This is a genomic window from Sorangium sp. So ce1504 (assembly GCF_051521635.1).
In the GTDB taxonomy this organism is placed as follows: Bacteria; Myxococcota_A; Polyangia; order Polyangiales; family Polyangiaceae; genus Sorangium; species Sorangium cellulosum_B.
The window spans coordinates 9934042-9958520 of record NZ_CP150365.1 but is presented as its reverse complement, the minus strand read 5'-3'; the positions used below and the strand labels follow the sequence as shown (position 1 = coordinate 9958520).

The 24479-nt window shown below is 71.1% G+C and carries 17 protein-coding genes; 5 read left to right on the top strand and 12 right to left on the bottom strand.

Going from position 1 to position 24479, the window contains the following annotated elements; translation table 11 throughout:
- Positions 1–18: 18 nt before the first annotated feature.
- Entirely contained in the window at positions 19–348 is a 330-nt protein-coding gene (locus tag WMF39_RS37515; protein WP_272104316.1) for a PilZ domain-containing protein, read from the bottom strand.
- Between the two features lie 167 nt (positions 349–515).
- On the opposite strand from WMF39_RS37515, the gene WMF39_RS37510 reads away from it, so the two are divergent.
- Positions 516–692, top strand: coding sequence for a hypothetical protein (locus WMF39_RS37510; protein ID WP_157907138.1), 177 nt, complete (start codon positions 516–518; stop codon positions 690–692).
- Between the two features lie 823 nt (positions 693–1515).
- Positions 1516–3342 carry a hypothetical protein gene (locus WMF39_RS37505; RefSeq protein ID WP_437741274.1) on the top strand — a complete coding sequence of 609 codons (1827 nt, stop codon included), beginning with the start codon at positions 1516–1518 and terminating at the stop codon, positions 3340–3342.
- 190 nt (positions 3343–3532) lie between these two features.
- Here WMF39_RS37505 and WMF39_RS37500 read toward each other — a convergent pair whose 3' ends face one another.
- The 4 genes from WMF39_RS37500 to WMF39_RS37485 form a co-directional block, all read right to left on the bottom strand.
- Positions 3533–9190 (bottom strand): AAA family ATPase, encoded by a 5658-nt coding sequence (locus WMF39_RS37500; RefSeq protein ID WP_437741273.1) that lies wholly within the window; start codon positions 9188–9190, stop codon positions 3533–3535.
- A 573-nt stretch (positions 9191–9763) separates the two neighbouring features.
- Positions 9764–11818 carry a M3 family metallopeptidase gene (locus WMF39_RS37495; RefSeq protein WP_437741272.1) on the bottom strand — a complete coding sequence of 685 codons (2055 nt, stop codon included), beginning with the start codon at positions 11816–11818 and terminating at the stop codon, positions 9764–9766.
- Between the two features lie 222 nt (positions 11819–12040).
- Positions 12041–13180, bottom strand: a complete 1140-nt coding sequence (locus tag WMF39_RS37490) for an acyl-CoA dehydrogenase family protein (protein WP_437741271.1) — start codon at positions 13178–13180, stop codon at positions 12041–12043.
- A 76-nt stretch (positions 13181–13256) separates the two neighbouring features.
- Positions 13257–13814 (bottom strand): CAP domain-containing protein, encoded by a 558-nt coding sequence (locus WMF39_RS37485; protein WP_437748081.1) that lies wholly within the window; start codon positions 13812–13814, stop codon positions 13257–13259.
- Positions 13815–14216: 402 nt separating this feature from the next.
- Between WMF39_RS37485 and WMF39_RS37480 the strand changes: the two genes are divergently transcribed.
- A complete protein-coding gene (locus tag WMF39_RS37480; RefSeq protein WP_437741270.1) occupies positions 14217–15407 on the top strand; it encodes a hypothetical protein in 1191 nt (396 codons plus the stop codon).
- A 94-nt stretch (positions 15408–15501) separates the two neighbouring features.
- Here the strand turns inward: WMF39_RS37480 and WMF39_RS37475 are convergent, their stop codons facing one another.
- A complete protein-coding gene (locus WMF39_RS37475) occupies positions 15502–16545 on the bottom strand; it encodes an AraC family transcriptional regulator (protein ID WP_437741269.1) in 1044 nt (347 codons plus the stop codon).
- 77 nt (positions 16546–16622) lie between these two features.
- On the opposite strand from WMF39_RS37475, the gene WMF39_RS37470 reads away from it, so the two are divergent.
- On the top strand, positions 16623–17648 hold the full coding sequence (locus tag WMF39_RS37470; protein WP_437741268.1) for a Rieske 2Fe-2S domain-containing protein: 1026 nt from the start codon (positions 16623–16625) through the stop codon (positions 17646–17648).
- Positions 17649–17779: 131 nt separating this feature from the next.
- On the opposite strand, the gene WMF39_RS37465 is transcribed toward WMF39_RS37470, so the two are convergent.
- From WMF39_RS37465 to WMF39_RS37440, 6 genes are all read right to left on the bottom strand, one after another.
- Complete coding sequence (locus WMF39_RS37465) at positions 17780–18250, bottom strand: response regulator (protein ID WP_437741267.1); 471 nt, start codon at positions 18248–18250, stop codon at positions 17780–17782.
- A 428-nt stretch (positions 18251–18678) separates the two neighbouring features.
- Complete coding sequence (locus tag WMF39_RS37460; protein WP_437741266.1) at positions 18679–20061, bottom strand: sigma-54-dependent transcriptional regulator; 1383 nt, start codon at positions 20059–20061, stop codon at positions 18679–18681.
- 2 nt (positions 20062–20063) lie between these two features.
- The gene (locus WMF39_RS37455) at positions 20064–20201 is read right to left on the bottom strand and encodes a hypothetical protein (RefSeq protein ID WP_437741265.1); all 138 of its coding nucleotides are present in this window, start codon (positions 20199–20201) and stop codon (positions 20064–20066) included.
- Complete coding sequence (locus WMF39_RS37450; protein ID WP_437741264.1) at positions 20198–21673, bottom strand: ATP-binding protein; 1476 nt, start codon at positions 21671–21673, stop codon at positions 20198–20200. The genes WMF39_RS37455 and WMF39_RS37450 overlap by 4 nt, the downstream gene beginning before the upstream one ends.
- Before the next feature lie 132 nt (positions 21674–21805).
- Positions 21806–22807, bottom strand: a complete 1002-nt coding sequence (locus WMF39_RS37445) for a flavin-nucleotide-binding protein (protein WP_437741263.1) — start codon at positions 22805–22807, stop codon at positions 21806–21808.
- Positions 22804–23427, bottom strand: a complete 624-nt coding sequence (locus tag WMF39_RS37440) for a glutathione S-transferase family protein (protein ID WP_437741262.1) — start codon at positions 23425–23427, stop codon at positions 22804–22806. The genes WMF39_RS37445 and WMF39_RS37440 overlap by 4 nt, the downstream gene beginning before the upstream one ends.
- 147 nt (positions 23428–23574) lie before the next feature.
- Here WMF39_RS37440 and WMF39_RS37435 point away from each other — a divergent pair, with 147 nt between their 5' ends.
- Positions 23575–24477, top strand: a complete 903-nt coding sequence (locus WMF39_RS37435; protein ID WP_437741261.1) for a LysR family transcriptional regulator — start codon at positions 23575–23577, stop codon at positions 24475–24477.
- The last annotated feature ends 2 nt before the right edge of the window (positions 24478–24479 follow it).

Genomic DNA, 24479 nt, shown 5'->3' with positions numbered 1-24479 from the left:
AAGCGGGAGACCGTCGCTCTAATGGAGGGGTTCGCGGCGGTGGGCGCGCTGGTCGAGGTGCTCGGCGATGGTGAGCCGGTCGGCGTCGCTCATGACGACGAAGCGGACGGCGAGCAGGTTGTCGCGGTCCCAGACCGGGCGGGCGCGCAGCCGGATGGGGCGCCCGACCCCGAGGTCGAGCTCGAACGGGGTCACGGCAGGCAGCGCCCGGCCTGCCAGCGCGGGCGCGCGCTCGACGACCATCCCCGTGGGGGAGAGATCGATCGCACGACACCGGTGCCGGTGGCCATCGACGAGCGCCGAGACGGGGAAGTCGACCTGCGCGCGCGCGCCCTGCCTCCGATCCATGGGAGCCTCCTTGGTGTCCTCGTGACGCGGCGAGCCTAGGTCGCGGGGCTCGTCCGGGCCAAACATCGGGCGGGCGAGCCGCGCGGTCCGCTCGCGGCGCCGGGGCGCGATCTCGGCGCGCGCGGGATCGGTGCGATATGCTGGCCCGGCGAAAGGAAGGTGTGGCGATGCCCACGTGCCGGGAATGCGATAACGAGGTCGACGAGCTCAAGACGATCAAGGTCGGAAGCAAGAAGAAGAAGGTCTGTGAGGACTGCGCCGACCGCGCGGCGCAGGAGGGCGCGATCGCCGAGGAGAGCGAGGCGGTGGTGCAGCAGATGATGGGCTTCAAGGGGAGGCGCTGACCGCTCGCCCGCTCGCGCGCCCGCCGATTCCCGCCCATCTCCCCCGCGCGGCGAGCAGCGCGATGCCGCGCGGACGCCGCCGATCTCCCCGTCGAACGCCGGCCCGTCGTCCTTCTCCACGATCTCCCGCGAGCCCGTGTCGCGCGCGTCGACCGCGGCAGGCCAGCCGCGACGCGCATAGCGGATCCTCCGCCAAGCGATCGAGCAGGGCTGCGAGCTGTTTTCTTGCTTGCGGTGCAGCGGTGTCGCCGAGGAAGCGCGCGACCTCCCTCGGGTCACAGGCGCCGCGGCCGAGATAGCGAATGCAGGGGTAAGGTAGGTAAAGGTCGTTGACCGACATGGAGAACCCTGTCGCATTGGGGGTTCACCCACATTTCCCGGGGATTTCGTCTGCATTCAAGCGAGCGAGCGACCACTTCTCTATACCTTCCTTACATCAGCGGACGGACTGTGTATTGCAGTTTTGCATCGAAAATTTGCAACCGTGATGTGAAAAACGGCCGAGGTGTGCGACCTAATTGGGTGTTCGTTTCGTTTTCGAAAGCATTTCGTCTTGACCCGTCGTGTTAATCCGGGAATAAGTTGTTTCACGAGAGCGCCGGTATCCACCCCTCTGGTGCTGAATGGTCTGCACCGATGGTTCGCGGCGCGAAGGCACGCAGCGGGAGGCTCCTCTTCTGCCCCCTGATGCTTTCGCCCGTTACGGTCCTGTTCACCACAGGGGTTCGACGACGCCGGGGGAGAAAAAGCCATGCATTCGATTTCTCAAGGCTTTGGGTCGCGGTCGTTTGCCGCCGGTAAGGTCATCGCTTCCCTGATAGCGATGTCTATCGTCGGCTTCGGCTGCGCGCCGCTCGACGAGGACGTGACCGCAGAGGAGCTGGACGCGGAGGAGCAGGCGGCCGGCACGACGTATCAAGTCGGTCCCACGCGCACCTACAAGACCATCGGTGAGGTAGCCAGCAGACTGCAGCCGGGCGACGTGGTGGAGGTCGACGGCAACGCGACGTACTCGGGCAACATCAGGCTCACGAAATGGGGCACGCCCACCTCGAAGATCACGATCCGCGGCGTTCGCGTCGGCGGGAAGCGCCCCGTCCTGAGGGGCGGCACCAACACGATCGAGATCAACGCGAACCACATCGTCTTCGAGGGGTTCGATGTGACGGGCGGCACCTCGAGGTGCATCTTCCAGCACGGGCACGATGTCACGATCCGTGACTCCGTGATCCACGATTGCCCATCGCACGGGATCCTGGGCGCCGACAGCGACTCGGGTACGCTGTTGGTGGAATACGTGGAGGTCTATAAGTGCGGTGCCGGTACGACGAAGCACCCGATCTACATCGCAACGGATGAGACCGCTTACCCGGGTTCCGTGTTCCGGATGCAGCACAGCTATGTCCACGATGCAATCGGTGGCAACGCGGTGAAGACCCGCGCGGAGCGGAACGAGATCTATTATAACTGGATCGAGGGCGGGCTCTACAAGGACCTCGAGCTCATCGGCCCCGACGGGCAGGATCCGGGGCTCGCGCGGGAGGACTCCGATGTGGTCGGCAACGTCTTCCGCAAGACGCATACGCAGTTCGTGATCCGCGTCGGCGGCGACGGCACGGGCGACACCAACGGGCGGTATCGGTTCGTGAACAACACGTTCCTGCTGATGGCGGGGTCGAGCGCGGCGATCCACCTGTTCGATGGCATCGAGAGCATCGAGCTGCACAACAACATCTTCCATCGCGTCGGGGGCGGGAGCGTTCAGGTCTTCCGTGACGACGCGAGCTGGACGACCGGCAGCCCGCTCATCAAGGGCGTCAACAACGCCGTGCCCACGGGCACGACGGTGCCTTCCGGCTTCACGGGGACGCTGATCGTGAGCGATCCCGGCTTCACGAGCATCGGCAACCGCGACGTGACGCTGCTCTCGACGAGCCCGCTGCGGAACGCGGGCGTCAGCTCGACGACGGGGATCTCGGGGCGCACGTTCCCGTCGCCGCTCGCGATGCCGCTGTACCACCCGCCGAAGGCGGGGCTCGCGGCCGTCGGCTCCGCGCAGCGGCGGACGGCCGTGGGCGCGGTCGACATCGGCGCGTTCGAGTTCGGGACGACGACCACGACGCCGACGCCCACGCCGACGACACCGACGCCCACGCCGACGACGCCGACGCCGACCACGCCCACGGCGCCGGTGTGCTCGGTCGTCAACGCTGGCCAATGGTTCAATTCGCAGCTGCCTTCGACCCAGCGGGGCACCTTCACGGCGACCTGGGACGTGACGCCGAGCGCGTCGAAGATCGACGCCGTGGTCGGCCTCTCGAGCGGCTCCGCGAGCCAGTGGACCCAGCTCGCCGCGATCGTCATCTTCGACGAGGAAGGCAATGTCCGTGTCCGGAACGCCTCGAGATACCAGGCGCTCCGGGTGTTCCCGTACACCGGCGGGACGACCTATACCGTCCGGATGGTGGTCGACGTGGCGGCGAAGCGGTACTCGGTGTACATCCGGCCGAAGAACGGCACCGAGGTGCAGCTCGCGAGCAACTATGCGTTCAGGTCCGAGCAGGCCAGCGTCGCTTCGCTCGCGAACTGGGCGATGACGCAGACGATCGGAACGGCCACGCTGTCGGCCTGCAACTTCAAGATACAGTGATCCCACGGAGGGCCGGCGCGACGAGCGCCGGCGCTTCCTCGGGGCGGTCGTCCGAGGGGGCCCGGCGCGAGGAGACGGTGTTCTTCGCGCGGCGCTGGGACCCCGCCAGGGTACGCGCTCACCCGGTTCCTGATCGGGCGGCTCCGGCCGCGAGCGATGTCGAGAGGCTCCTCGCCAGGCGTCGAAGAGCTCAGCCGTCCTTCCGCGGACCGGCGCATGGGAGCTCGACCGTGAACGCAGCGCCTTCCCCGAGCTGGCTCTCGACGCGGATCGAGCCGCCATGCGCCTGGACGATCGAGCGGGAAATGTAGAGCCCCAGGCCGAGCCCACCATAGTGCCTGGTGGAGACGGCGCGCGCGAAGCGCTCGAAGATGCGCGCCGTCTGGGCCGTCTCAATACCGATGCCATGATCCCTGACGACGAGCCGCGCGATCCCTGCGTCGTGACCGATGTGGATCTCGATGGGCTTGCTGGCCCCGAATTTGATCGCGTTGGAGAGCAGGTTGGTCACCACCTGATCGAGCCGCGGCCGATCCCAGAAGCCCACCGCGGGCCCCTCGTCGTGGATCGACACCGCGCACCCGGCCCGCGCGAGGTTGAGCTCGAGGCGCGTGACGACCTCGCGGACGACGGCCGCGAGATCGACCTCCGCGAGGTCGAGCGGGAGCTCGTTCGTGTCAATCTGGGAGACCTCGAGGAGCTCGTCGATGAGGCGGTTCAGCCGCTGGCCCTGCGCGTGGGCGAGCTCGATGCGGTTCCGCAGGGGCGAGGACTCGAGGGGCCCTGCGGCGCGACCTGCCTTCAGCATCGCCTGGAGCGCGAGCGTGAGCGACGTCATCGGGGTGCGCAGCTCGTGGGACGCCACCGACAGGAACTCCTCGCGCAGGCGCAGCGCCTCCACGGTCTGGCGGTGGAGGCGCGCGTTGTCGATCGCGATCGCCACGCGGCGCGCGAGCTCCTCCGCGAGGCGGAGGTCCGCGCTCCCATAGCGCCCCGGCCTGGCGGAGCCGAACGTGATCGCCCCGATCGGCTTTCCCCTGGCGATGAGCGGAACGGAGAGCGCGGACTGAATCCCCATCGCGCGGATGAGCCTCGCATGCTCGCCGTCGGCGCAGTTGGCCCGGATCTCGGCGTCCGTGAACGTCGGCAGGAGCACCGGCTCTCCCGTCCGGATCGCGCGGGCCGCCGGGCTCCGCGAGCCGGGCCGGAGCGGATTGAGCCTCGCGAGCTCCTCGAGGAACACCTGCTCGGCCGGATCGGCGTTCACCCCCGCGATCCGCTTCACCTCGGCCTCTTCGATGACGTCGATCACGAAGGAGTCGGCGAGCTCGCGGACAGACAGCGAGGCGAGCCTTCCCAGGACCTGCTCGTAATCGATCGACCCGTTGAGGAGCACGCTGGCCTCGGCGAGGAGGGCCATACGGCGCTCCGCCTCCTCCGCCGCCGCCCGCGCCGCCTGCTCCTCGGCAAGACACAGGGCGCTGTCCAGCGAGATGGCCGCCTGGGCGGCGAGGAGCTCGAGCACCTCCGTGTGCTCGCTCGTGAAGGCGCCGGTGACGAGGTTGTTCTCGAGATAGAGCATACCGACGAGCTCAGCCTGCCTGAGGATCGGCAAGCACAGAACCGATTTGGGCCGGGTCCGGGCGATATGCTCGTCCGAAGAGAACGTCGGCGCCTCGGCGGCGTTCGCGAGGAGCACGTGCCGCTTTGTCCGCGACACATAGCTGATGATCGAGGCCGGCAAGAGCGGCGAGGGCGTCGCCGGCAGCGAGCGGAGGAGCTTCACGGAGGCCGCCTCTTTCTCGTCGAGGAGGGCCTCGGCTTCGATCGTGAGGCCGCCTTTTCGGCAAAGGATCACGTATCCCTTCTGCGCCCCGGCCTGCTGGATCACGACCTCGACTAGCCTGCTCAAGAGGTCGTCGAGCACGATCTCGCGCGAGATGGCCTGCGACGCCTTGACGACCGACAGCACGTCGAGCCGCTCGGCCCCGACCGCGAGCGTGGCGGTGGGCGCGAGCGACCTCCGCTCGACGAGCCCTGGGTAGAGCCTGTCGAGCTGCCTCACCTTGCCGTCGGCCCCCCAGCGCACGTAGCGGGCGCGGGCCTCGCGCAGGTACCCATCCGCGATCTGGTCGAACCCGCGCGCGCGGTAGAAGCGCGCGGCCGTCTCGTAGGCGATCGCCTCGTTGTTGACGAAGCCGTTGTCACGGGCGGAGCGGATTGCCTGCTCGTACAGGTGCGCCGCCTTCTCCGCCTCGCCGCCGAGGCGCGCCTCTTCTGCGGCGACCAGCGCCGCGCGGCTCCCGAAATTCTCGGGGCAGCTCGAAGCCCAGGCTTCGAGCTGCCGAAGATGAGCGAGCAGCGCTTCGCGGTACGACCGCCGATCGTCAGGCGAAGCCTCGTCATGATGGGCGGCCAGCGCCAGCGCGCGATAGAAATGGTACTCGGCCCTTTCAAGAACGAACCCGGTTATCCATAGGATCGGCTCTGCCACCGCAGCGGCCGCCACGGCGGACGCATAGTCGCCGGCATGGAACCGCGCCTCCAGCTTGCGGATCCAGTACCAGCACTTGGCCATCAGCAGGGACGGGTCGCCGGCGAGGTGCGCCTCGAACTGGTTTTCGTCGAATTGCTCGTCGTTGAACGAGGAGAACGACGGCGAAAGCCCGCGCATGTTGCGGATGAGCCGCTCCTTGGCAACGCCGACGTCGATGAAGAGCCCGAACCTCGCCTTCCGTGTGAGGGCGAGCGATCGCTCGGCTTCCCGTTGCGTCTCATCGAGCGATTCCCCTCCGGCAAGGAGCAGCGTGACCACACACTCGGAGACGGCGCAGGCAACCATCAGGTCGCCGGTCTCCACGGCCGCGCCGAGGGCGCGCCGGAGCCACTCGATGCCGCTGCGGAGCGGTTTTGCCCAGGGATTGATGGCCAGCCCGAAGACGGCGTAAACGGTGGCGCGGAAGCGGAGCTGCCCGCGTTTCTCCAAGAGATCAAGCCCGAGCTTGCCGAAGCGAAACCCCGCCTGATAGTCGCCGAAGAACGGGCCGAGAAGCATGCCGAGATTAACATAAGCGAGGCACGAGCCGTCGCAGTGGCCATGCTCGAGGCTGAGGTTGACCATCCGACAGGCCACGAGGCAGAGGAGCTGTTCGTCGCTGAACGAAGCCGGTCTCACGAGCGCGGTGAGGACTTCCATCGTCGCCTGCCAGCGCGCGTCTGTCACCGGCGGCAGGTCGAGGAGCTCCTCGATCGCGCGACTCCCGAGCTGCCCCTGCATCCACTCATAGTCGTGCCGTACGTCCTCCCTCGTCGGCTGCGCTGGCCACTCGATTCCGATGCGCCGGAGATAGTGCAGGCCGGCGTCGATCGCCCGATCATTCCGAGTCTGTGTCGCGTAGAGAATTATTTGCGCGCAAGCGACGGCGCCCGCGTCGATGAGATCCTTGGCCTTGCGCGCGAGCGTACGGAGCCGCTCTTCCGCCGCCTCGAACGCGCCCGTCAGGTACTCGCACTCGGCCCGGTTGAGCTCCAGCGCGAAGGTGAGCTCGTACCGCCGGTCCCAGCTGTCTCCTGCCAGCAGCGCCGAGCCGGCGGCGAGGTACCTGAGCGCCGAGGCGTAGGCCGTCGACCTCTTGGCGCGTTTGCCGGCAATCAGCTCGAGCTCGGCCGCCCGCTCGCGCTCCTCTCGCGACGTGATCAGCGCGGCGCCGCGGTCGAGCTGGTTCACGATCTCGAAGATCTTCTCCTCGAGCTCCTCCGCCGCCGTCCGCGACAGGAGCAGCCTGCCGATCTCGAGGTGCGCCGCGGCGCGCTCGGCCTTGGGGACGAGCGAATAGGCTGCCTCCTGGACGCGGTCGTGGGGGAATTGGTACGCGCCCTCCAGGCGGAGGATGAGCCCGGCGCGCACGGCCGGCGAGAGATCCTCGTACAGATCCAGCTCCGAGCGGCCGAAGATGCGGGTCAGGATGGAGACCTCCGCGGTGCTCCCCACGCAGGAGAGCTGCCTCAGCGCCTTCTGGGTTCGCTCAGGGAGCCGCGCGAGCTTCTCGACCATCAGGTCGATCACGTTGTCGGTGATGCCTTTGGCGTAGATCTTCCGGATGTCCCACCGCCACGCCTCCGCGAGCGCGTCGAGCTCGATCAGGCGCTCGTCGTGGAGCGCGGTGAGGAACTGGATCACGAAGAAGGGGTTGCCGGCCGTCTTCTCCTCGACGAGGCGCGAGAGCGGCGCGGCGCGCTCGCGGGAGCAATGGAGGGTATCGCTGATGAGCGCGTTGAGGTGCTCGCTGGAGAGCGGGCCGAGCACGATGTCGGCGACACGCGCGCCCTCCTTCCGCACCCTGTCGAGCGCCAGCGTGAGCGGGTGCGAGGGGGGCACTTCGTTGTCACGGTATGCCCCGATAACGAGGAGATGGCGCGCCTCGGCGCGGGTCATCAAATCCTGAAGGAGCTCGAGGCTCGCCGGGTCGGCCCACTGGAGATCGTCGAGAAAGAGCGCGAGCGGGTGCGGCCTCCGGGCGAAGACGCCGATGAAGCGCTGGAACACGCGCTTGAACCGGCTCTGCGCCTCGGCCGGCGGCAGCGAAGGGACGTTCGGCTGCCGGCCGATGATGAGCTCGACCGGCGGGATCACGTCCACGATGAGCTGCCCGTTCGCGCCGAGGGCTGAAAGGAGCCGCTCTTTCCAGGCGGCGATCTTCTCCTCGCTCTCGGCGAGGATCTCGTCAACGACCCCGGTGAACGCCGCGACGATCGTGGCATAGGGGACGTCGCGCTTGTATTGCTCGAACTTCCCCGAGGCGAAGAAGCCCCGCTCGCGGACGATGGGCTTCTCAAGCTCACGCACCAGCGCCGATTTACCGACGCCGGCGTAGCCGGAGACCAGCAAAAGCTCGGGGACTCCATCGCGGACAACGCGCTCGAAGGCGCAGAGCAGCTCGGAAATCTCCCTGTCGCGCCCGTAGAGCTTCTGCGGGATCTGGAAGCGGTCGGATACGTCCCGCTCGCCGAGGGGGAACGGCTCGATCGTGCCGCGGGAGCTCCATGGCTCGAGGCACCGCTCCAGATCGTGCCGGAGCCCGCGAGCGCTCTGATACCTGTCCTCGGCCTCCTTTGCGAGCAGCTTCATGAGAATGGCCGAGACGACGTCCGGCACCCAGGGCGCGCTCTCCGCGGGGGGGATGGGCGAGCGGGCGATGTGGCAATGCACCCACTCCATGGGGTCGGCGGCCTGGAAGGGCAGCTTGCCGGTGAGCATCTGGCAGAACGTCACCCCCAGCGAGTAGAGGTCGCTCCGCTCGTCGGGCGCTCGGTTCATTCGTCCGGTCTGCTCGGGCGACATATAGGGCAGCGAGCCCTCGATCTGCCGGAGGCCAGCGCTCGCCTGCCAATTGCACGGCAGCGTCGAGGCGAGCCCGAAATCGATGAGCTTGACCTCGCCCGTCGTGGGGTGGACGAGGATGTTGTCGGGCTTGATGTCTTTGTGGACGACGTTCCGCTGATGGATATCCGCCACAGCCGAGACGATCCGGATCGCGAGCCGCAGGAACTCCGCGATGTCCATCGGCGGGCCGACCGCTCGATCGAGCGACTCGCCGCCGTAGTCTTCCATGACGAGGGCCGGCCTGCCTTCGTAGGTCTCGAGGGCGATCGGCCTCACGGCGGCCGGGATATTCAGCGCGCTCTGGGTCGAATACTCGTTCTTCAGCCACGTGAGGTGCTGCGAGCGGTGCTGCGGATCGAGGACCTTGAGGACGACCGGCTGCCCGTCTGCGGCGCGGACTCCGCGATAGAGCACAGCTCTCTTGCTCGTGGAGAGGACCTCCTTGATGACGTACGTCGCATCCATCTTTTTCCCCCGCCCGGGAGCCACCTCGGCCGGGATTGCCCCGTGTATCCGTGAGTATCGTCGCGACGCCCTGAGAGCATGTCTAGCAGTAAGTGGCCTGATTTTGCTGTTGAACCCGGCCGGCGGCAACGCTGACATCGGGCGGGCTGATGGGAGCGGCAGCAGCGGCGGGATGGTGGGTTCAGTGGTGGGCAAGCAGGGCGGATTCCGCCGCCGGCTGGGACAGCCGACGCGCCATCAGCCGCACCATCGTCGCAGAATGCGGCTCTCATCCTCGCGAAACGCGACGTCGAGCACCCAATGGCGCTGGTTCTCGATCGACCAGTGGTCACGGATCAGGGATGCCATCGTTTTTGCACCGGTCCGCGCGCGGGAGCTGATGAAGAAGTGTGCTTGCGCGCGGCGCCGGTAGCGCGTGTCCTGGGGCTGAGGTGTCGGGGAGCCGTGGGGGGCCGTGAGCGCCTTGGGAGCGGGGCCCGAGGCCCGTGAGGGGCCCGTGGGGGCGTCGTGGAGGACCGCGGCGCCTGGGGGGCCCGGGGTGCCGCCCGAAGGCTCAGGGCCCGCCCAGGGGGCTCAGGCGAGGCCGCTGCGCTGGAGCAGGGCGTCGAGGGTGGGCTCGCGGCCGCGGAAGCTCCTGTAGAGATCCATCGGGTCCTGCGTGTCGCCGAGCGCGAGGATCTGGCTCCGGAACGCGTCGCCCACCTTCCGGCTGAACAGCCCCTCTTCCTGGAAGCGGGAGAAGGCGTCGGCGTCCAGCACCTCGGCCCATTTGTACGAGTAATAGCCCGCTGCGTAGCCCACCGGGCTCGAGAAGAGGTGCGAGAAGCCGGCGATCATGGCGTAGCCCTCGGGCAGCGGGACAGGCGAGTAACGCCCGAGGACCTCGCGCGCGAACTCGACGACATCACCCTGCTCTCCGGTCCAGTCCATGTGGAGCGCGAGGTCGATCTCGGCGAAGCCGAGCTGCCGCATCGTCGCGGCGCCCGCGCGGAACGTGCGGGCCGCGCGCATGCGCTGGAGCAGGTCGTCCGGGACGGGCGCGCCCGTCTCGTGGTGGCGCGCGAAGAGGTCGAGCGCCTCCCGCTCCCAGCACCAGTTCTCCATGATCTGCGAGGGGAGCTCGACGAAGTCCCAGGCGACGTTGGTGCCGGCGAGGCTCCGGATCGGCACCCGGCTCGAGGCGTGGTGCATCATGTGGCCGAACTCGTGGAACAGCGTCTCGACCTCGCGGTGGTTGAGCAGCGCGGGGCGGCCGCCGACCGGCGGGGTGAAGCTGCCCGCGAGGACCTCGAGGTGGCGAGCGTCCTCGCCGGCCGCGCGCCCGTCCTCGCTCGGCGCGCCCGTGACGAGCCCGTGCATCCAGGCGCCGTCGCGCTTCTGCTCGCGCGGCACGAAGTCGAGATAGAAAGCGGCGCTCTGGGCGCCGTTCGGCTCGACGAGCTGGTAGGCGCGGACGCTCGGGTGCCACGTGGGGGCGGCCTGCCAGGGCGCGATGCGCACGCCGTAAAGGCGGTGGGCGATCTCGAACAGGCCGGAGACGACGCGATCCAGCGGGAAATACGGGCGGAGCGCCTCGTCGTCGAAATCGTAGCGGGCGCGGCGGAGCTTCTCGGCGTAGTAGGCGACGTCCCACGGCGCGAGCGGCGGCGCGTCCGGGCCCTCGATCTCGCGGCGGAAGGCGGCGAGATCCTCCTTCTCGCGGGCGAAGACCGCCTCGGTGCGCGCCCGCAGCGTGTCGACGAAGCGGCGCGCCGCGGCGCCCGTCTTCGCCATCCGGTCCTCGAGCACGAGATCGGCGAAGCTCGCGTAGCCGAGCAGCCTCGCCTTCTCCCCGCGGAGCTCGAGGATACGGCGGATGAGCGGCCGGTTGTCGTGGTCGCCCTCGGTCGCCCGCGTGTTGAAGGCGCGGTAGAAGCGCTCGCGGATAGCGCCGTCGTCGAGGTGCGTGAGCACGGGGATGTAGCTCGGCGCCTGCAGCGTGAAGCGGTAACCCTCGATGCCCCTGTCCTTCGCGCCCTGACGGGCCGCCTCGACCGCGCTCGGCGGCAGGCCGGCGAGGCGGGCAGCGTCCTCGACCACGAACTCGAAGGCGTTCGTCGCGTCGAGCACGTTCTGCGAGAAGCGCAGGGTGAGCGTGGCGAGCTCGACGTCGATCTCGGAGAGGCGCTTCTTGCCGGCCGGGTCGAGCTCGGCGCCGCTCCTCCGGAAATCGTCGAGGGTCTTCTTCAGGAAGCGGTGCCGTGGGCCCGTCAGCGCCGCGGCCTCGGGCGTGGCCGCGTACGCCTTGAGCGCGCCGTAGACGCCCTCGTTGAGGGCGATGCCGCTCAGGAACTCGCTGACCTCCGGCTGGACGGCGTTGTACGCGGCGCGCAGCGCGGGTGTGGTGGACGTCGATTCGAGGTGCGAGACGACGTTCATGGCGCGGTCGAGCCGCTCGGTGACGGCCTCGAGCGCGGCGAGGGTGTTGTCGTACGTGCGGGGGCCGGGCGCCGCGACGAGCGCGTCGAGCCGGGCGCGGGCGTCCTGGAGCAGCGCGCGCACCGCGGGCTCCACGTGCTCGCTCCGGATGCGATCGAACGGGATCTCGAAGCCGAGAATGAGCAGGGGATTGTCGGTCGCTTCGGTCATATCGTTCCTGGTTGGGCTTGAGGGGCCGGCGGACGGGCGCGGGCCGGCGACCCTCGGCCGGTCCGCGCAGCCCTACCTTGGTAAAGGCGCCGGCGAGGGTTGGCCAGTAGTTCGTCGTCCAAGTTCTTCCATGTTGGATGGGAGGGGGCCGAGCACGCTCCCGGGGCCTGATGTCACGACGAGGGGGAGCTCGGTGAGACGAGGTGAAGCGCGGGCGAGCGGCTAGACGCCCAGCCACCGCGCGACGATCGTGGCGAGCACGTCGGACGTCCCCGAATGGATGCTGCCGCCCAGGGCGTCGTCGATGGCGGAGGGGAGGCCGCTCTCCTCGAGGTAGCCAGCGCCGCCGCGGAGGCGGAGGTCGTCGAGCGCGGACGCCACGGCCGAGTCCGCCGTGTGCCACTTCGCGAGCGCGGCCTCGGCCTGGCCGCGCTCGCCCTGATCCAGCGCCCACGCGGCGCGGTAGGTGAGCAGCCGCGACGTCTCCAGCCGCAGCTTCATCTGCGCGAGGCGGTGCGCGACGGCCTGGTGGCGGGCGATCGCCTGGCCGCCGATCTCGCGCTCGCGGGCGAAGCGGACGGCCTCGCCGAGGGCGCGCTCCATGGCGCCGAGGCGGAAGGCGAGGATGAGCGCGCGCTCGAAGGTCATCGCGATCTGGAAGACGGCGAGGCCGGCGCCGGCGCGGCCGAGGAGCGCGTCGTGGCCGACCTCGCAGCCGGCGAACGAGACGGGCGCGAGCCGCGCGCCCCGGAGGCCCGCGGTCGCGAGCGGCGCGCCGGGGAGGATGCGCGCGGCGCCCTCGCCCGCGGCGCGGGGGACGAGCAGCGCGGTGAGGCCGCGCGCCGGGGCCCCTCCGGCGCGGCCGCCGCCGTCGCGCGCGATCGCGAGGTACACGTCGGCCCGGTCGGCCCAGGTCACGTACCGCTTGTCGCCGGTGAGCCGGTAGCCGGCGTCCGTGCGGTCGGCCCTGGCCTGCACCGACGCGACGTCCGAGCCCGCGCCGGCCTCGGTCGCGGCGACCGTCGCCATGCACGCGCCGCTCGCCATCCGCGGCAGCCACGCGCGCTGCTGCGCGGGCGTGCCCACCCGCGCGAGCAGGAGCGCCACGCCGAAGAGGTGCGCCCCCGCGGCGAGCAGGACGCCGCCGTCGCGCAGCGTCGCGCCGAGGCCCTCGTAGGCGAGCGCCGTCGTGACGAGGTCGAGGCCCTCGCCGCCGAGATCGCGGGCGATCGGCAGGCCGAGGGCGCCGCCCCGGGCGAGGACGCGCATGCGATCGTCCGGGGCCGCGGCGTCGGCCTCGGCGCCGAGGGCGCGCATGCGGTCGTGGACGGCGCGCTGGGAAGGGGTCCACCCGAAGTCCATCGCCGCTGCGATACCAGAGCCGGCGAGGGGCGGGGAGGAGACGAGGACGGCGCGCGCCGACGACGCGCGCGCGGGCTCAGTAGGGGCGCTCTCCGGCGAAATTGCCGGGAGGATCGTAGTTGCACACCCAGATCTGCCAGGTGCCACCGCCGAACGGCGAGCCGGTCGTGCAATCGGCGACCCCGCAGCCGAGCCGCAGGGAGTCGGCCCATACCACCTGAGTGTAATGGCCGCAGGTGGAGCTGCAGGCATTGCTCGCAAGATCGTAGTTGGCCGCCTCGTCGACCCACGAGGCGACAACATCCTCCGGTGTGGGTGACGAGCCGGCCGACGCGAAGATGTTTTCTCCATAATCGCTCGCGCTATGGCCGAACATGCACTGGGCGGCATAGGCCTGAGCCACCGCGGCGATCTCGGGCGACCACAAGAGAGGGGGCACCGGCTGATCGGCGGGCGGGTCGACGGCGGCGCGCGCGGCATTGTGGGCCGCCGTCATCCCCGTCATCCTGGGCGGCTCGCCGGCGGCCTGGCCGCTCGTCGGGCTCTCGTCGTCGGACGAGGCGCCGCAACCGGCCGTCAGGGCGAGCACGAGAGAGAGCTGCACGAACCGGGGGAGCCGTGGGCCGAGCGTCATCACGGGGCCATTGTCCTACGGCTCGGCCGAGCTCTGCAACGGCGATTCGATGATGGCTGGTTGAACCCACGACGTGCCGTGTCATGGCGCGCCCTCTGCCCTCCCCTGGACGGCCGCGAGCGGGCGTTCTTCCTACCTCTGCCGTCGACATGAACATCAACAGATCTCGTCGTGGATGGCTCCCGTGCTGACGGGCTTCGCCCTAGGGTGACGTCGAGACGAGCAACAATTCCGCAGCATGGGCCTTGTCATGTGGGTCGATCTATGAACTATTGTCGCCCTGCTTCGGAGGCGGCTGCAGGCCGAGCTCGGAGGCGAGCGTGCTCCCTCATGGGGTTTCACCGCTCTCCGTGGCAGTCCCGCACCAGCGGCACGCCCGACAAAGAACGAAGGAGTTTCCCGATGAATATCCGTGTGACGTGGCGAATCGCGGCATTCCCGCTGGCGCTGGCGGGGCTCTCCGTCATCCCGGCGATGGGGTGTGACAAGGTCTCGGAGCTGCAGAGTGACATCTGCTGTCGCGACTTCACGCCGGGCGCCGATCTCGCCACGGTGGAATGGGGTCTCGAGGGCGAGGCAGAGCTCAATTATGGTGCCTTCATGCAGTCCGTGTCGGACTTCACGGGCGCCGCGGGCGCCATCGTGGCGGACGTGACGAGCGCCTGTCAGGCGATCGCGCTGGACCTCGGCGCGGACGTGGCGACGATCACGGCGACGAAGCCGAACGAACGGGCGGAGCAATGGTGTGAGCTCGCCGTCGACGCGCTCGGGGACGCGACGGCCGACCTGTCGATCACCTTCCAGCCGCCGAGCTGCACGGTCGACGCGAGCGTGCAGGCGAACTGCGAGGCGAGGTGCAGCGCCAACGTCGAGTGCCAGCTGACCCCGGCGGAGATCGTCGCGCGCTGCGATCCCGGTCAGCTCTCGGGGCGGTGCGAGGGGAAGTGCACCGGCTCGTGCGAGGGCTCGGCCAACCTGGCGGTCCACTGCGAGGGGACGTGCCAGGGGACGTGCGAGGGCACGTGCGACGGCGATTGCTCCGCGACGACCGCCGGCGGCGACTGCCGCGGCGAGTGCCAGGGCACCTGCACGGGCGAGTGCCGTGGCTCGTGCGCGTTCGCGGCCGAGGCAGAGGTGCAGTGCAACGCCGATTGCTCGGGCTCGTGCGACGTCCAGTTCAAGGCGCCGAAGTGCAGGGCCGAGCTCAAGCCGCCGAGCGCCGAGTGCCAGGGGTCCGCGGAGTGCAGCGGCTCCTGCGAGGCGAGCGCGAGCGCGAAGGCCAGCTGCAAGGAGCCCGCGGTCAACATCGAGGGTGGGGCCGACGTCGAGGCGGCGATCGCGACGCTCAAGGCGAACCTGCCGCGGCTCCTCGTCGTCGCGCACGCGCGCGGCGAGCTGCTCCTCGCCAGCGCCGAGGCGGTGGTCCAGGCGGGCGGCAACCTCGAGGGCGCGGCCACCGGCAGCGTGAAGGCGGGGGCGTGCCTCATCCCGGCCACCAATGCGATCACGCAGGCGGTCGAGAACATCCAGGCGGGCATCACGGGCAGCGGCAGCGTGATGGCGAAGCTGGAGATCGCCCCCCCCGGCCCGTGAGCGCAGGGCCCGTGAGCGCAGGCCCGGCAGCGGCGCAGGCCGCGGCCGGGCGCGCGTGAAGGAACCCGTCAGGCCAGCCGCTGGCGCAGGCCGCTCACTGCGGCGCTGCGCCCCTGGTCCGGGCGCGGAACGCCTCCGGCGTCACGCCGGTCCAGCGCCGGAACGCCCGGTGGAACGCGCTCGGCTCGGAATAGCCGAGCAGATACGCCACCTCGCCGATCGCCATGTCCGCGTCGAGGAGCGCCGCAGCGCGGCCGCGCCGGACCTCGTCGAGCAGGGCGTGGACCGACGTCCCCTCGTCGCCGAGGCGGCGCTGGAGCGTGCGCGGGCTCATCCGCAAGCGCGCCGCGAGCGCGCCCAGGTCGGCCCCCTCGCGCAGCCGCTCGCCGAGGAGCGCGCGCACGCGGTCGGACAGCGCGGGCGGGGCCGCGCCCGGCAGGCGCGCCGCGGCGGCGCTCATGTGGCGCTCGAGGAACGCGGCGAGCGCCTCGTTCGCGTGCGGAAGCGGACGGGCGAGCTCTTCCACCGGCAGGACCAGCTCGGTCGCCGGCGCCCCGAACAGCACCGGCGAGCCGAGCCGCCGCGCCTTCTCCTCCGGATCACCCTCCGGCGCGTGACGAAAGCGCACCGCGAGCGCCTGGATCGGCGCGCCGCACATGCGCCCGGCGTTCACGAGCGCGTCGAACGCGAACATCTCCGCGAGCTGGCCGTGGGCCGGCCGGTCGGGCCCGAAGGGCACGAACCCGAGGTGCGCGCGGCGCCCGCGGATCTCCAGCGTGTAGCGCTCGCCCTCGTTCCAGATCTGCTGGTAGCGGAGCATCCGGCGGAACGACTCTCCGAGCGTCGGGCTGCTCATGGCCAGGAAGCCGAGCGCGTCGAAGTGCTCCGGCTCGAAGCGCGCCGCGAAGTCGAGGCCGAGGTGCGGATCGGCGGACGCCGCCACGGCCGCCTCGATGAGCGCGTAGAACGCCGCGAGCGGCACGCGGGCGTCCGGATCGGCGAGCGCCGCGCCGGCGAGCCCCGCGGCCTCGAGCAGCGCCCGCCGATCCGCCCCGCGCTCCGCGGCGTGGTCCGCGAGCTGCGCGGCGGTGCGGGCCCAGATCGTCGGGGCGGGCGCCTGCGGGGCCTGGCGCCGCATGTCAGCCCTTGTGGCGCGCGCTGTCACTGCTCCCCGGCCGGGCCGGCCCCAGGCTTCCGGGCGATCGGAGGAGCATCATGCGAAAGCACGGCATCGAGGAAGGGCGCGGCGCGTTCGTCGAGGGCGCCTGGTACATCATCGCGGACGCGGCCTGCGTGGGCAAGCGGCCGGTCGCCGTCGAGCGCTTCGGGACGCGGCTCGTGCTGTTCAGGGACGAGCGCGGCGTCCTGGTCGTGGCGCGGGCGCGCTGCCCGCACCGCGGCGCGGACCTCGGCCTGGGGCGGGTCGTGGACGGGGCGATCGAGTGCCCGTACCACGGCTTCCGGTTCGCCTCGGACGGGCGCTGCGTCGCGATCCCGTGCGAGGGGCGCGGCGCGAGCGCGCGCGGCGCGGGGGATGCGCTCGCGCTGACCCGGTACGAGGCGCGGGAGCACCGGGGTTTCGTGTGGCTCTTCTGGGGCGAGCGGACGGCCGAGCTGCCGCCGGTGCCCTGGTTCGATGGCCTGCCGCCGGACGAGCGGCACGCCCACACGGCGTCGATGGACTGGGACGTGCCGTTCGCGCGCGCGATGGAGGGCATGCTCGACGTCCACCACCTGCCGTTCGCGCACCGCCCCTGGGTCCCCGGCGTCGGCGCGATGCTCGACCCTTGCGAGGTCCGCGTCGAGGGCGACGTCATCCACGCCGAGGCGGTGCTGCGCCACGACGACGGGGAGCCCTGGGACGGTCGTCGGGGGTGGAGGTTCGAGATGGAGGTGCGCTTCCCGGGCGTGCTGCGCCTCTCGTTCGGGAAGCGCGTGGTGGGCATGGCGGGGTGCGCGCCGATCGACGCGGAGCGGACGGCGATCGTGGGGCGGTACTACGTGCCGATCCCGGTGATCGGGCGGCTGCTCGCGTGGCTCGGGTTGCGGACGGAGTTCTGGCTGATCCAGCCGGGCGACGAGCGGATGCTCGCGTCCTCGGAGCCGCGCGACGCGGATCTCGACGCGTGCCGCTTCGTGCGCGCGGACGCGGGGATCCTCGCGTGGCACAAGATGCGGCGGGCGCGGCTGAAGGCGCAGCGCGCGGGGGAGCCGCGCCGGCTGCCGGTCGAGGCGGGGTGAGGCGGCGCCGGGCGACTCACGATCGCACGGATCTGCTCCACGACGATGTTGAAAACCTATCCAACGGTCAACTGGCGCGCTCCTGACAAGGGTTGTGTGTAGTGGAGCGGCGCGGGCGGCTGCGTGGTGCGTCAGCCGCGCATCGAGACGAGCGTCTGGACCACGAGCCGCAGATCGTCCACGTCGAGCGGCTTGTCGAGCACCGCGTCGGCGCCCAGGCGGTAGGCCTCCGCGTGTGTCTCCGGGTCGCCGAACGCGGTGATGAGGACCACCGGCGTCGTCCAGTCGTCGCGGCGCAGCCCGGCCAGCAGATCGAGTCCGCTCGCGCCTGGCATCCGGATGTCGCTCACCACGACATCGACCGGGCCGCCGTTCCCGGAGACGAGCGCTTCGCCCATCAACTCGAGGAGGTGTTTGGCGTCATGCGCCTCCAAGACCTCGTAGCCGTCGCGGCGGAGGGCGGTGGCGAGGAGCAGCCGCAACTCCCTGTCGTCTTCGGCGAGCAGCACGCGGATGGGGGGCGCGCCGGGGTGGACGCGCGGCACCGGCTCAGGGGGCGTATTCAGGATCGAGGCAAGACCGCGCATCGAGTCGGGGGGCATCGGGCTCTCTCCTTGGTGAGAGGCCTGTATTGCAGGCCGCGTGCCGCCCACCGGCGGCCGTCCCGAACCGACCGGGGTTGGGGTGGCTGGAACCGACCGGGGTTGGGGGGCTGGCTGGAACCGACCGAGGTTGGGGTGGCTGGAACCGACCGGGGTTGGGGGGCTGGAACCGACCGAGGTTGGGGTGGCTGGAACCGACCCGGGTTGGGGAGGCTGGCCGGAACGGCTGGAACCGACCGAGGTTGAGGCCGCAGGCGCCGACCCAGGTTGCGGCGGACGACCCAGGTTGCGGCGGACTGCAGTGGGACTGGCGGCGACCCCCCGCGTGGGCCATCCGGGGTGGGGCGTCGTTCCCCGCCCGGGGTATTCCTCCGCCCCTCGGCGTGGGCTTCGAGCTTCAGGTCGCCCGACCCACCCCGCCCACCCTCTCAGCTCCCCTTCGTCCCCCCGGCGCCTGGCTCCCACCGCTCCAGCTTCCGGTGCAGCGTCTTCCGGTCCAGCCCCAGGATCCTCGCCGCCAGCGTCTTGTTCCCGCCCGCCGCCTCGAGCACCCGCAGGATGTACCGCCGCTCCACCTCCTCGAGCGGCACCAGCTCGGACGGGTCGTCCCCCGCCACGAGCACGTGCGACGGCCGGTGCTCCCGGATCTTCGCCGGCAGGTCCTCCACCGTGATCTCCGGGTACCCCGTGAGCGCCACCGCCCGCTCCATGCAGTTCTGGATCTCCCGCACGTTGCCCGGCCACGTGTACGCGAGCAGCCGCTCGGCGGCCGCCGGTGACAGGCCGACCACCTCCTTGCCCCAGCGCGTGGCGAAGTCCTCGATGAAGCGCTGCGCGAGCAGCAGCACGTCGCTGCCCCGCGCCCGCACGGGCGGCAGCTCCACGTGGAGCACGTTGATCCGGTAGTACAGGTCCTCCCGGAAGCGGCGCGCCTCGACGGCCTCGTCCAGGTCGCGGTTCGTCGCGGCCACGATGCGCGCGTCGAACGGCACCTCCGCGCTCCCGCCCACCGGGCGCACCCGGCGCTCCTGGAGGGCGCGGAGCAGCTTCGGCTGCACCGCGAGCGGCAGCTCCCCGATCTCGTCGAGCAGCAGCGTCCCGCCGTTCGCCTCGACGAACAGCCCGGAGCGCGCCGCGCGCGCGTCGGTGAACGCCCCCCGCACGTGCCCGAAGAGCTCGCTCTCGATCAGCGACTCCGGCACCGCCGCGCAGTTGATCGCCACGAACGGCCCGTCCTTGCGGCGGCTCCGCGCGTGCATCGCCTTCGCGACGACCTCCTTGCCCGTCCCGCTCTCGCCCGTGATGAGCACCGTCGCGTCCGCGTCGGCGATGCGCTCGATCAGGTCCTGCACGCCCCGCATCGCGGCGCTCCGGCCGATGAGGTCCGGGAACCCGCCGGGCCCGGCCACGGCGCGGCGCAGCCGCCGCACCTCGGCCTTGAGCGCGTGGTGCGCGATCGCCCGCTCCAGCGCCAGCGCCAGCGCCTCGATGTCGACCGGCTTGGTCACGTAGTCGTACGCACCCGCGCGGATCGCCTGCACCGCGGTCTCGATGCTGCCGAACGCGGTGATCACCATGACCGGCACGTCCGGCCGGATCTCGGCCGCCCGTCCGCAGACCGCGATCCCGTCCATCCCGCGCATGTTCAGATCGGTCAGGATGACGTCGAAGCCCTCGTCTGCCTCGAGCAGCGCGAGCGCCTCCGCCGGTGAGGTCCGGGTCGTCGCCTCGACGCCGCGCGACCGCAGGTCCGCCGAGAGCCACGCGCACATCGCCTCGTCGTCGTCGATGATCAGCGCTCGCCTGCCCATCGTCACCTCGATGGCTCGCCCGCCATCTCTCCTCGATAACTCGCGTAGTACAGCGCCCCGCTCGCGGCCAGCCGCGGCGCGGCGGCCGCCCCGGCCAGCCCGCCCTCGCCCTCGGCCCGCGGCCGCCGGGCTCGCGTCATCCTGCGTCATCCTGGCCGCTCGGCGGGAGGTACACCGTGAACGTCGAGCCCTTGCCGAGCTCGCTCTCCACGTCGATCCAGCCCCCGTGCTCGCGCACGATCCCGTAGGACACGCTCAGCCCGAGGCCCGTGCCCTCGCCGACGTCCTTCGTGGTGAAGAACGGCTCGAAGATGCGGAGGATGTTCTCGGGCGCGACCCCCTCCCCGCCGTCGGTCACCCGGACGGCGACGTGCTCGCCCTCGGCGCCGCCGTGGTCGGCCGGCGGACGCACGCGGGCGCGCTCCACCCGCACGGTGAGCTCGCCGCCCCGCTTCATCGACTGCATGCCGTTCATGATGAGGTTCGTGAGCACCTGCTGCATCTGCCCCGAGTCCACCTCGGCGCGCGCCGCCCCGCCGCTCGCCTCGTCGAGGCGGAGCGTCACGCTCCGCTTCCGGGCGAGGGGCTCCAGCAGCGCCAGCGTCTGGCGCGCGATGTGCGCGAGATCGGCCGGCGCCTTCTGCGCGACCCGGCGGCGCGCGAAGTCCAGCAGCTGCCGGATGATCTTCGTCATCCGGTCCGCCTGCTCGGCGATGATGCGCGCGCTCTCCGCCGCCTCCTCCTGCGGCAGGCCGCGCGCGATCATCTTGGCGCGGCCGCCCACCACGTTGAGCGGCGTGCCGAGCTCGTGCGCGAGCCCCGACGCCAGCTTGCCCACGGTGGTGAGCCGATCCGCGTGCCGGAGCTGCTCCAGCGCCGCGATGCGCGCGGTCGTCTCGCGGCCCGCGCGCTCGCGCGCCTCGGCCAGGTGCTCGCACATCGCGTTGATCTCGTGGGCGATCCGCCCGAGCTCGTCGCGCTGCGGCAGGAGCAGCGGCCCGCCGAGGTCGCCCTCCCCGATCCGCCGCGCCTTGTCGACGAGCCGCCGCGTCGGGCGCCCGACGAGGACCTGCCCGAAGGTCATCGCCAGGAGCCCGCTCAGCGCCGCGAGGGTGATGATGGTGGCCACGGTGTTGACCACGCTCGCCTGGACGTACGCTTCTTCCTCCTCGAGCGACTCGGAGATCTCGATGGCGCCGACGCGCTCGGGCTCCACCCCGACGGGCGCGTACGTGTAGAAGCGCCCGCTCCTGTCGCCCTTGCGCTCGATCCGGAACACCTCGGTGCCCCGCGAGAGCTCCTCGATCTCGGCGGCGGGCAGCGCGGGCGCGAAGCGATCCCCGGCCGGCGCGTCGAGCCACACCCAGCGGAACCGCACGCCGTCCTCGCGCTCGCTCATCTCGTCGAGCAGCTGGAGCGCCTCCCCCATCCCGTCCCGGCGCCACGTCTCGACCACCGCCGCGCGGAGCGCGATGCCGATGAGGTGCTCGTCGCGCCGCATGTCCGCCTCGAAGAGCGCCCGCTCGCGCCGGACGGAGAGATAGCCGTACAGGCTGAGCGCCGCGCACATGACGAGGACGAGGGCGAGGGTGAGCTTGCTGGCGAGTCGCATGAGGTCGCGGGTAGGATGCAGGACGCGTACGCATTCTCAAGGTGCCCGTCCGCACGCTGACCCGCCCGGGCCCGCCCCGGATCGCCCCGATGGGGCAAAACTCCCCTGGACGGGCCCCCGCGGGCCGCGGCGTCACCCGCGCGCCACGTCCTCCCACGAGCCGGTCGCCGCGAGCTGCGGCGCGGGCACCGGCGCCGACCAGCGCAGCGGCAGCGCGTCCTCCCGGAAGGCGCCCTCGGCCACGTGGAACCGCAGGAGCCGCTGGGCGCCGGCGAACGCCGAGAGCTCCGGCCCGTCCCAGAGCACCTCGGCCTCGCCGGTCAGCGACAGCACCCCGCCGGAGGCGAAGTCGACGAAGAGCACCCCGGCGCTCGGGCAGAGCGCCAGGTTGCCGAGCGTGTTGAACGCGAAATTGCCCGTGAAATCCGGCGAGGTCAGGACGGTGTGGCCGTCCTCCTCGGTCACGCGCACGAAGCCCGGCTTGCCGCCCCGATGGGACACGTCGGCGCCCTCGATCGCGTCGCCTCCCCGCGCGGCCGGCGCCGCGGTCGCGATGAAGAACGTGTCCGCGCGGCGGATCAGCGCCGCCGCGCCGGCGGACAGCGCCGGCCCTTCCGCGTGCGCCGGGGGCGCGGCGGCCGCCTCCGGCGCCCTCACGAGCTCGGGCTCTCGCGCCTGGATGTACTGCGCGCAGTTGCCGAAGCTCTGCCCGACCTCGACCACGAAGCCTCGCTCGTCGGCCGCCGTGATCGTCCCGTTCATCCGGTTCCGGCGGCGGGTCTCCAGCTGGATGCCGAGGAGGCCGACGGGCGCGCCGGCCACGAGGTGCGGGCCGAGCGCATCGCCGGCTCCCGGGCGAGCGTTCACCGCGAGCGTCCGCGGATCCGGGGACGAGATGAACCCCGGCGGCCCCACGACGATCGAGGCCCACGGCCGGCGCTCTGCGTCGAGGGCTCCGACGAGCAGGAACGGCAGCTGCGCGAACAGCTCGCGGTGCTGGTCGGGCATGAAGTCCCGGATGATCCGGCGCCCGGCGTTCTCGGCGCGCTCGCGCGCCCCGGCCCGCGCCTGTACGGCCATCTCGCCCGGGTGATAGGGCGAGCCCTCCCTGGTCCACCCGGGCAGGGAGGTCACGACAGCGCCTTCTTCATCGGCACGAAGCCGGGCAGCCCCTCCACGCGGGCGAGCCACGCGCGCAGGTTCGCGTACGGATCGAGCGACACGCCGCCCTCCGGCGCGTGCGCCGTGTAGGTGTAGATCGCGATGTCCGCGAGGGTCGGCTCGTCGCCGGCCAGGAACCGCTGGTCCGCGAGGTGCTGGTCGATCACCGCGAAGAGCTGGGCGGCGAGCCCCTTGGCCTGCTCGACATCCAGCTTGCGGCCGAACACGCTCGCGGCGCGCGCCGCCGCGGGCCCCGCCACGAGCTGCCCGGCGGCCACGGAGAGCCACCGCTGCACGTGCGCCGCCGCCACCGGATCGCGCGGGAGCCAGCGCCCCGACGGGTCGTACCGCGCAGCCAGGTACACGAGGATCGCGTTGCTGTCGGCCAGCGTCACGTCGCCGTCCTCGATCACGGGCACCTGACCGAACGCGTTCTTGCTCAGGAACTCGGGCGTCTTGTGAGCGCCGCCCTTCAGGTCGACGTCGACCCTCTCGAACGGCAGCCTCAGCAGCGACAGGAACAGCTCCACGCGGTGCGCGTGTCCCGAGAGCGGATAGCGGTAGAGGCGGATGGGGCTGGCAGGGAGGGTCATCGAGGTGTCCTTTCGGCTGTGGATGTCAGCGGGAGCGGCACAGTCCGCGTGGGGCTCCCGCGCTCGCCGAGCCAGGATGCCCATTCCCGCGGCCAAGGGTAATGCTCGTCCTTGACAAGGGACCATTCCGGAAACTGGAATAATCCGATGGACCGCCTCGACTCCATGCGCGTGTTCGTCGCCGTCGCCGAGGAGGAGGGCTTCGCGCCGGCCGCGCGGCGGCTGTCCATGTCGCCGCCGGCGGTGACCCGGGCCCTCTCTGCGCTCGAGGAGCGCATCGGCACGCGGCTCCTGCACCGCACCACGCGCGTCGTCCGCCTGACCGAGGCGGGCGCCCGGTACCTCGCGGACTGCAAGCGGATCCTCGGTGAGATCGAGGAGGCCGAGGCGTCGGCGGCCGGGTCCCATACCGCGTTGCGAGGGCAGATCGGCGTCACGGCGCCGGTCCTGTTCGGGCGGATGTTCGTCGCGCCCGCCCTCTTCGATTTCCTGGCTCTCCATCCGCGCGTGTCGGCGTGGACGCTGCTCGTCGACCGCGTTGTCGACATGGTCGACGAGGGGCTCGACGTCGCCGTCCGGATTGCCCATCTGCCGGACTCGTCGCTCAGCGCGATCCGTGTCGGCTCCGTGCGGCGGGTGGTCTGCGCTTCGGCGGAGTACCTCGCCGCGCGGGGTGAGCCCAAGGCGCCGGCCGATCTGGCGCGTCACGACACCATTGCTTTCTCTTGGACGGGCTCCCCGGTGGAATGGTCGTTCGGGGTGGGCTCGCGGGTCGAGAGGGTCTTTCCGTCATCGCAGCTCCTCGCCAATACGGCCGACGTCGCCATTGCAGCGGCCGTGGCCGGGCGAGGGCTCGCGCGGGTGCTCTCGTATCAGATCGACCCGGAGCTGCGCGCCGGGCGCCTCTCGATCGTGCTCGCTGCGCACGAGCCCCCGCCGGTCCCTATCCACGTCGTCCACCCGGAGGGCCGGCGGGCGGCGGTCAGGGTGCGCGCGTTCGTGGATTTCCTCGTCGATCGGCTCCGGTCCGAGGCGTGGCTGAGCTCGTGATC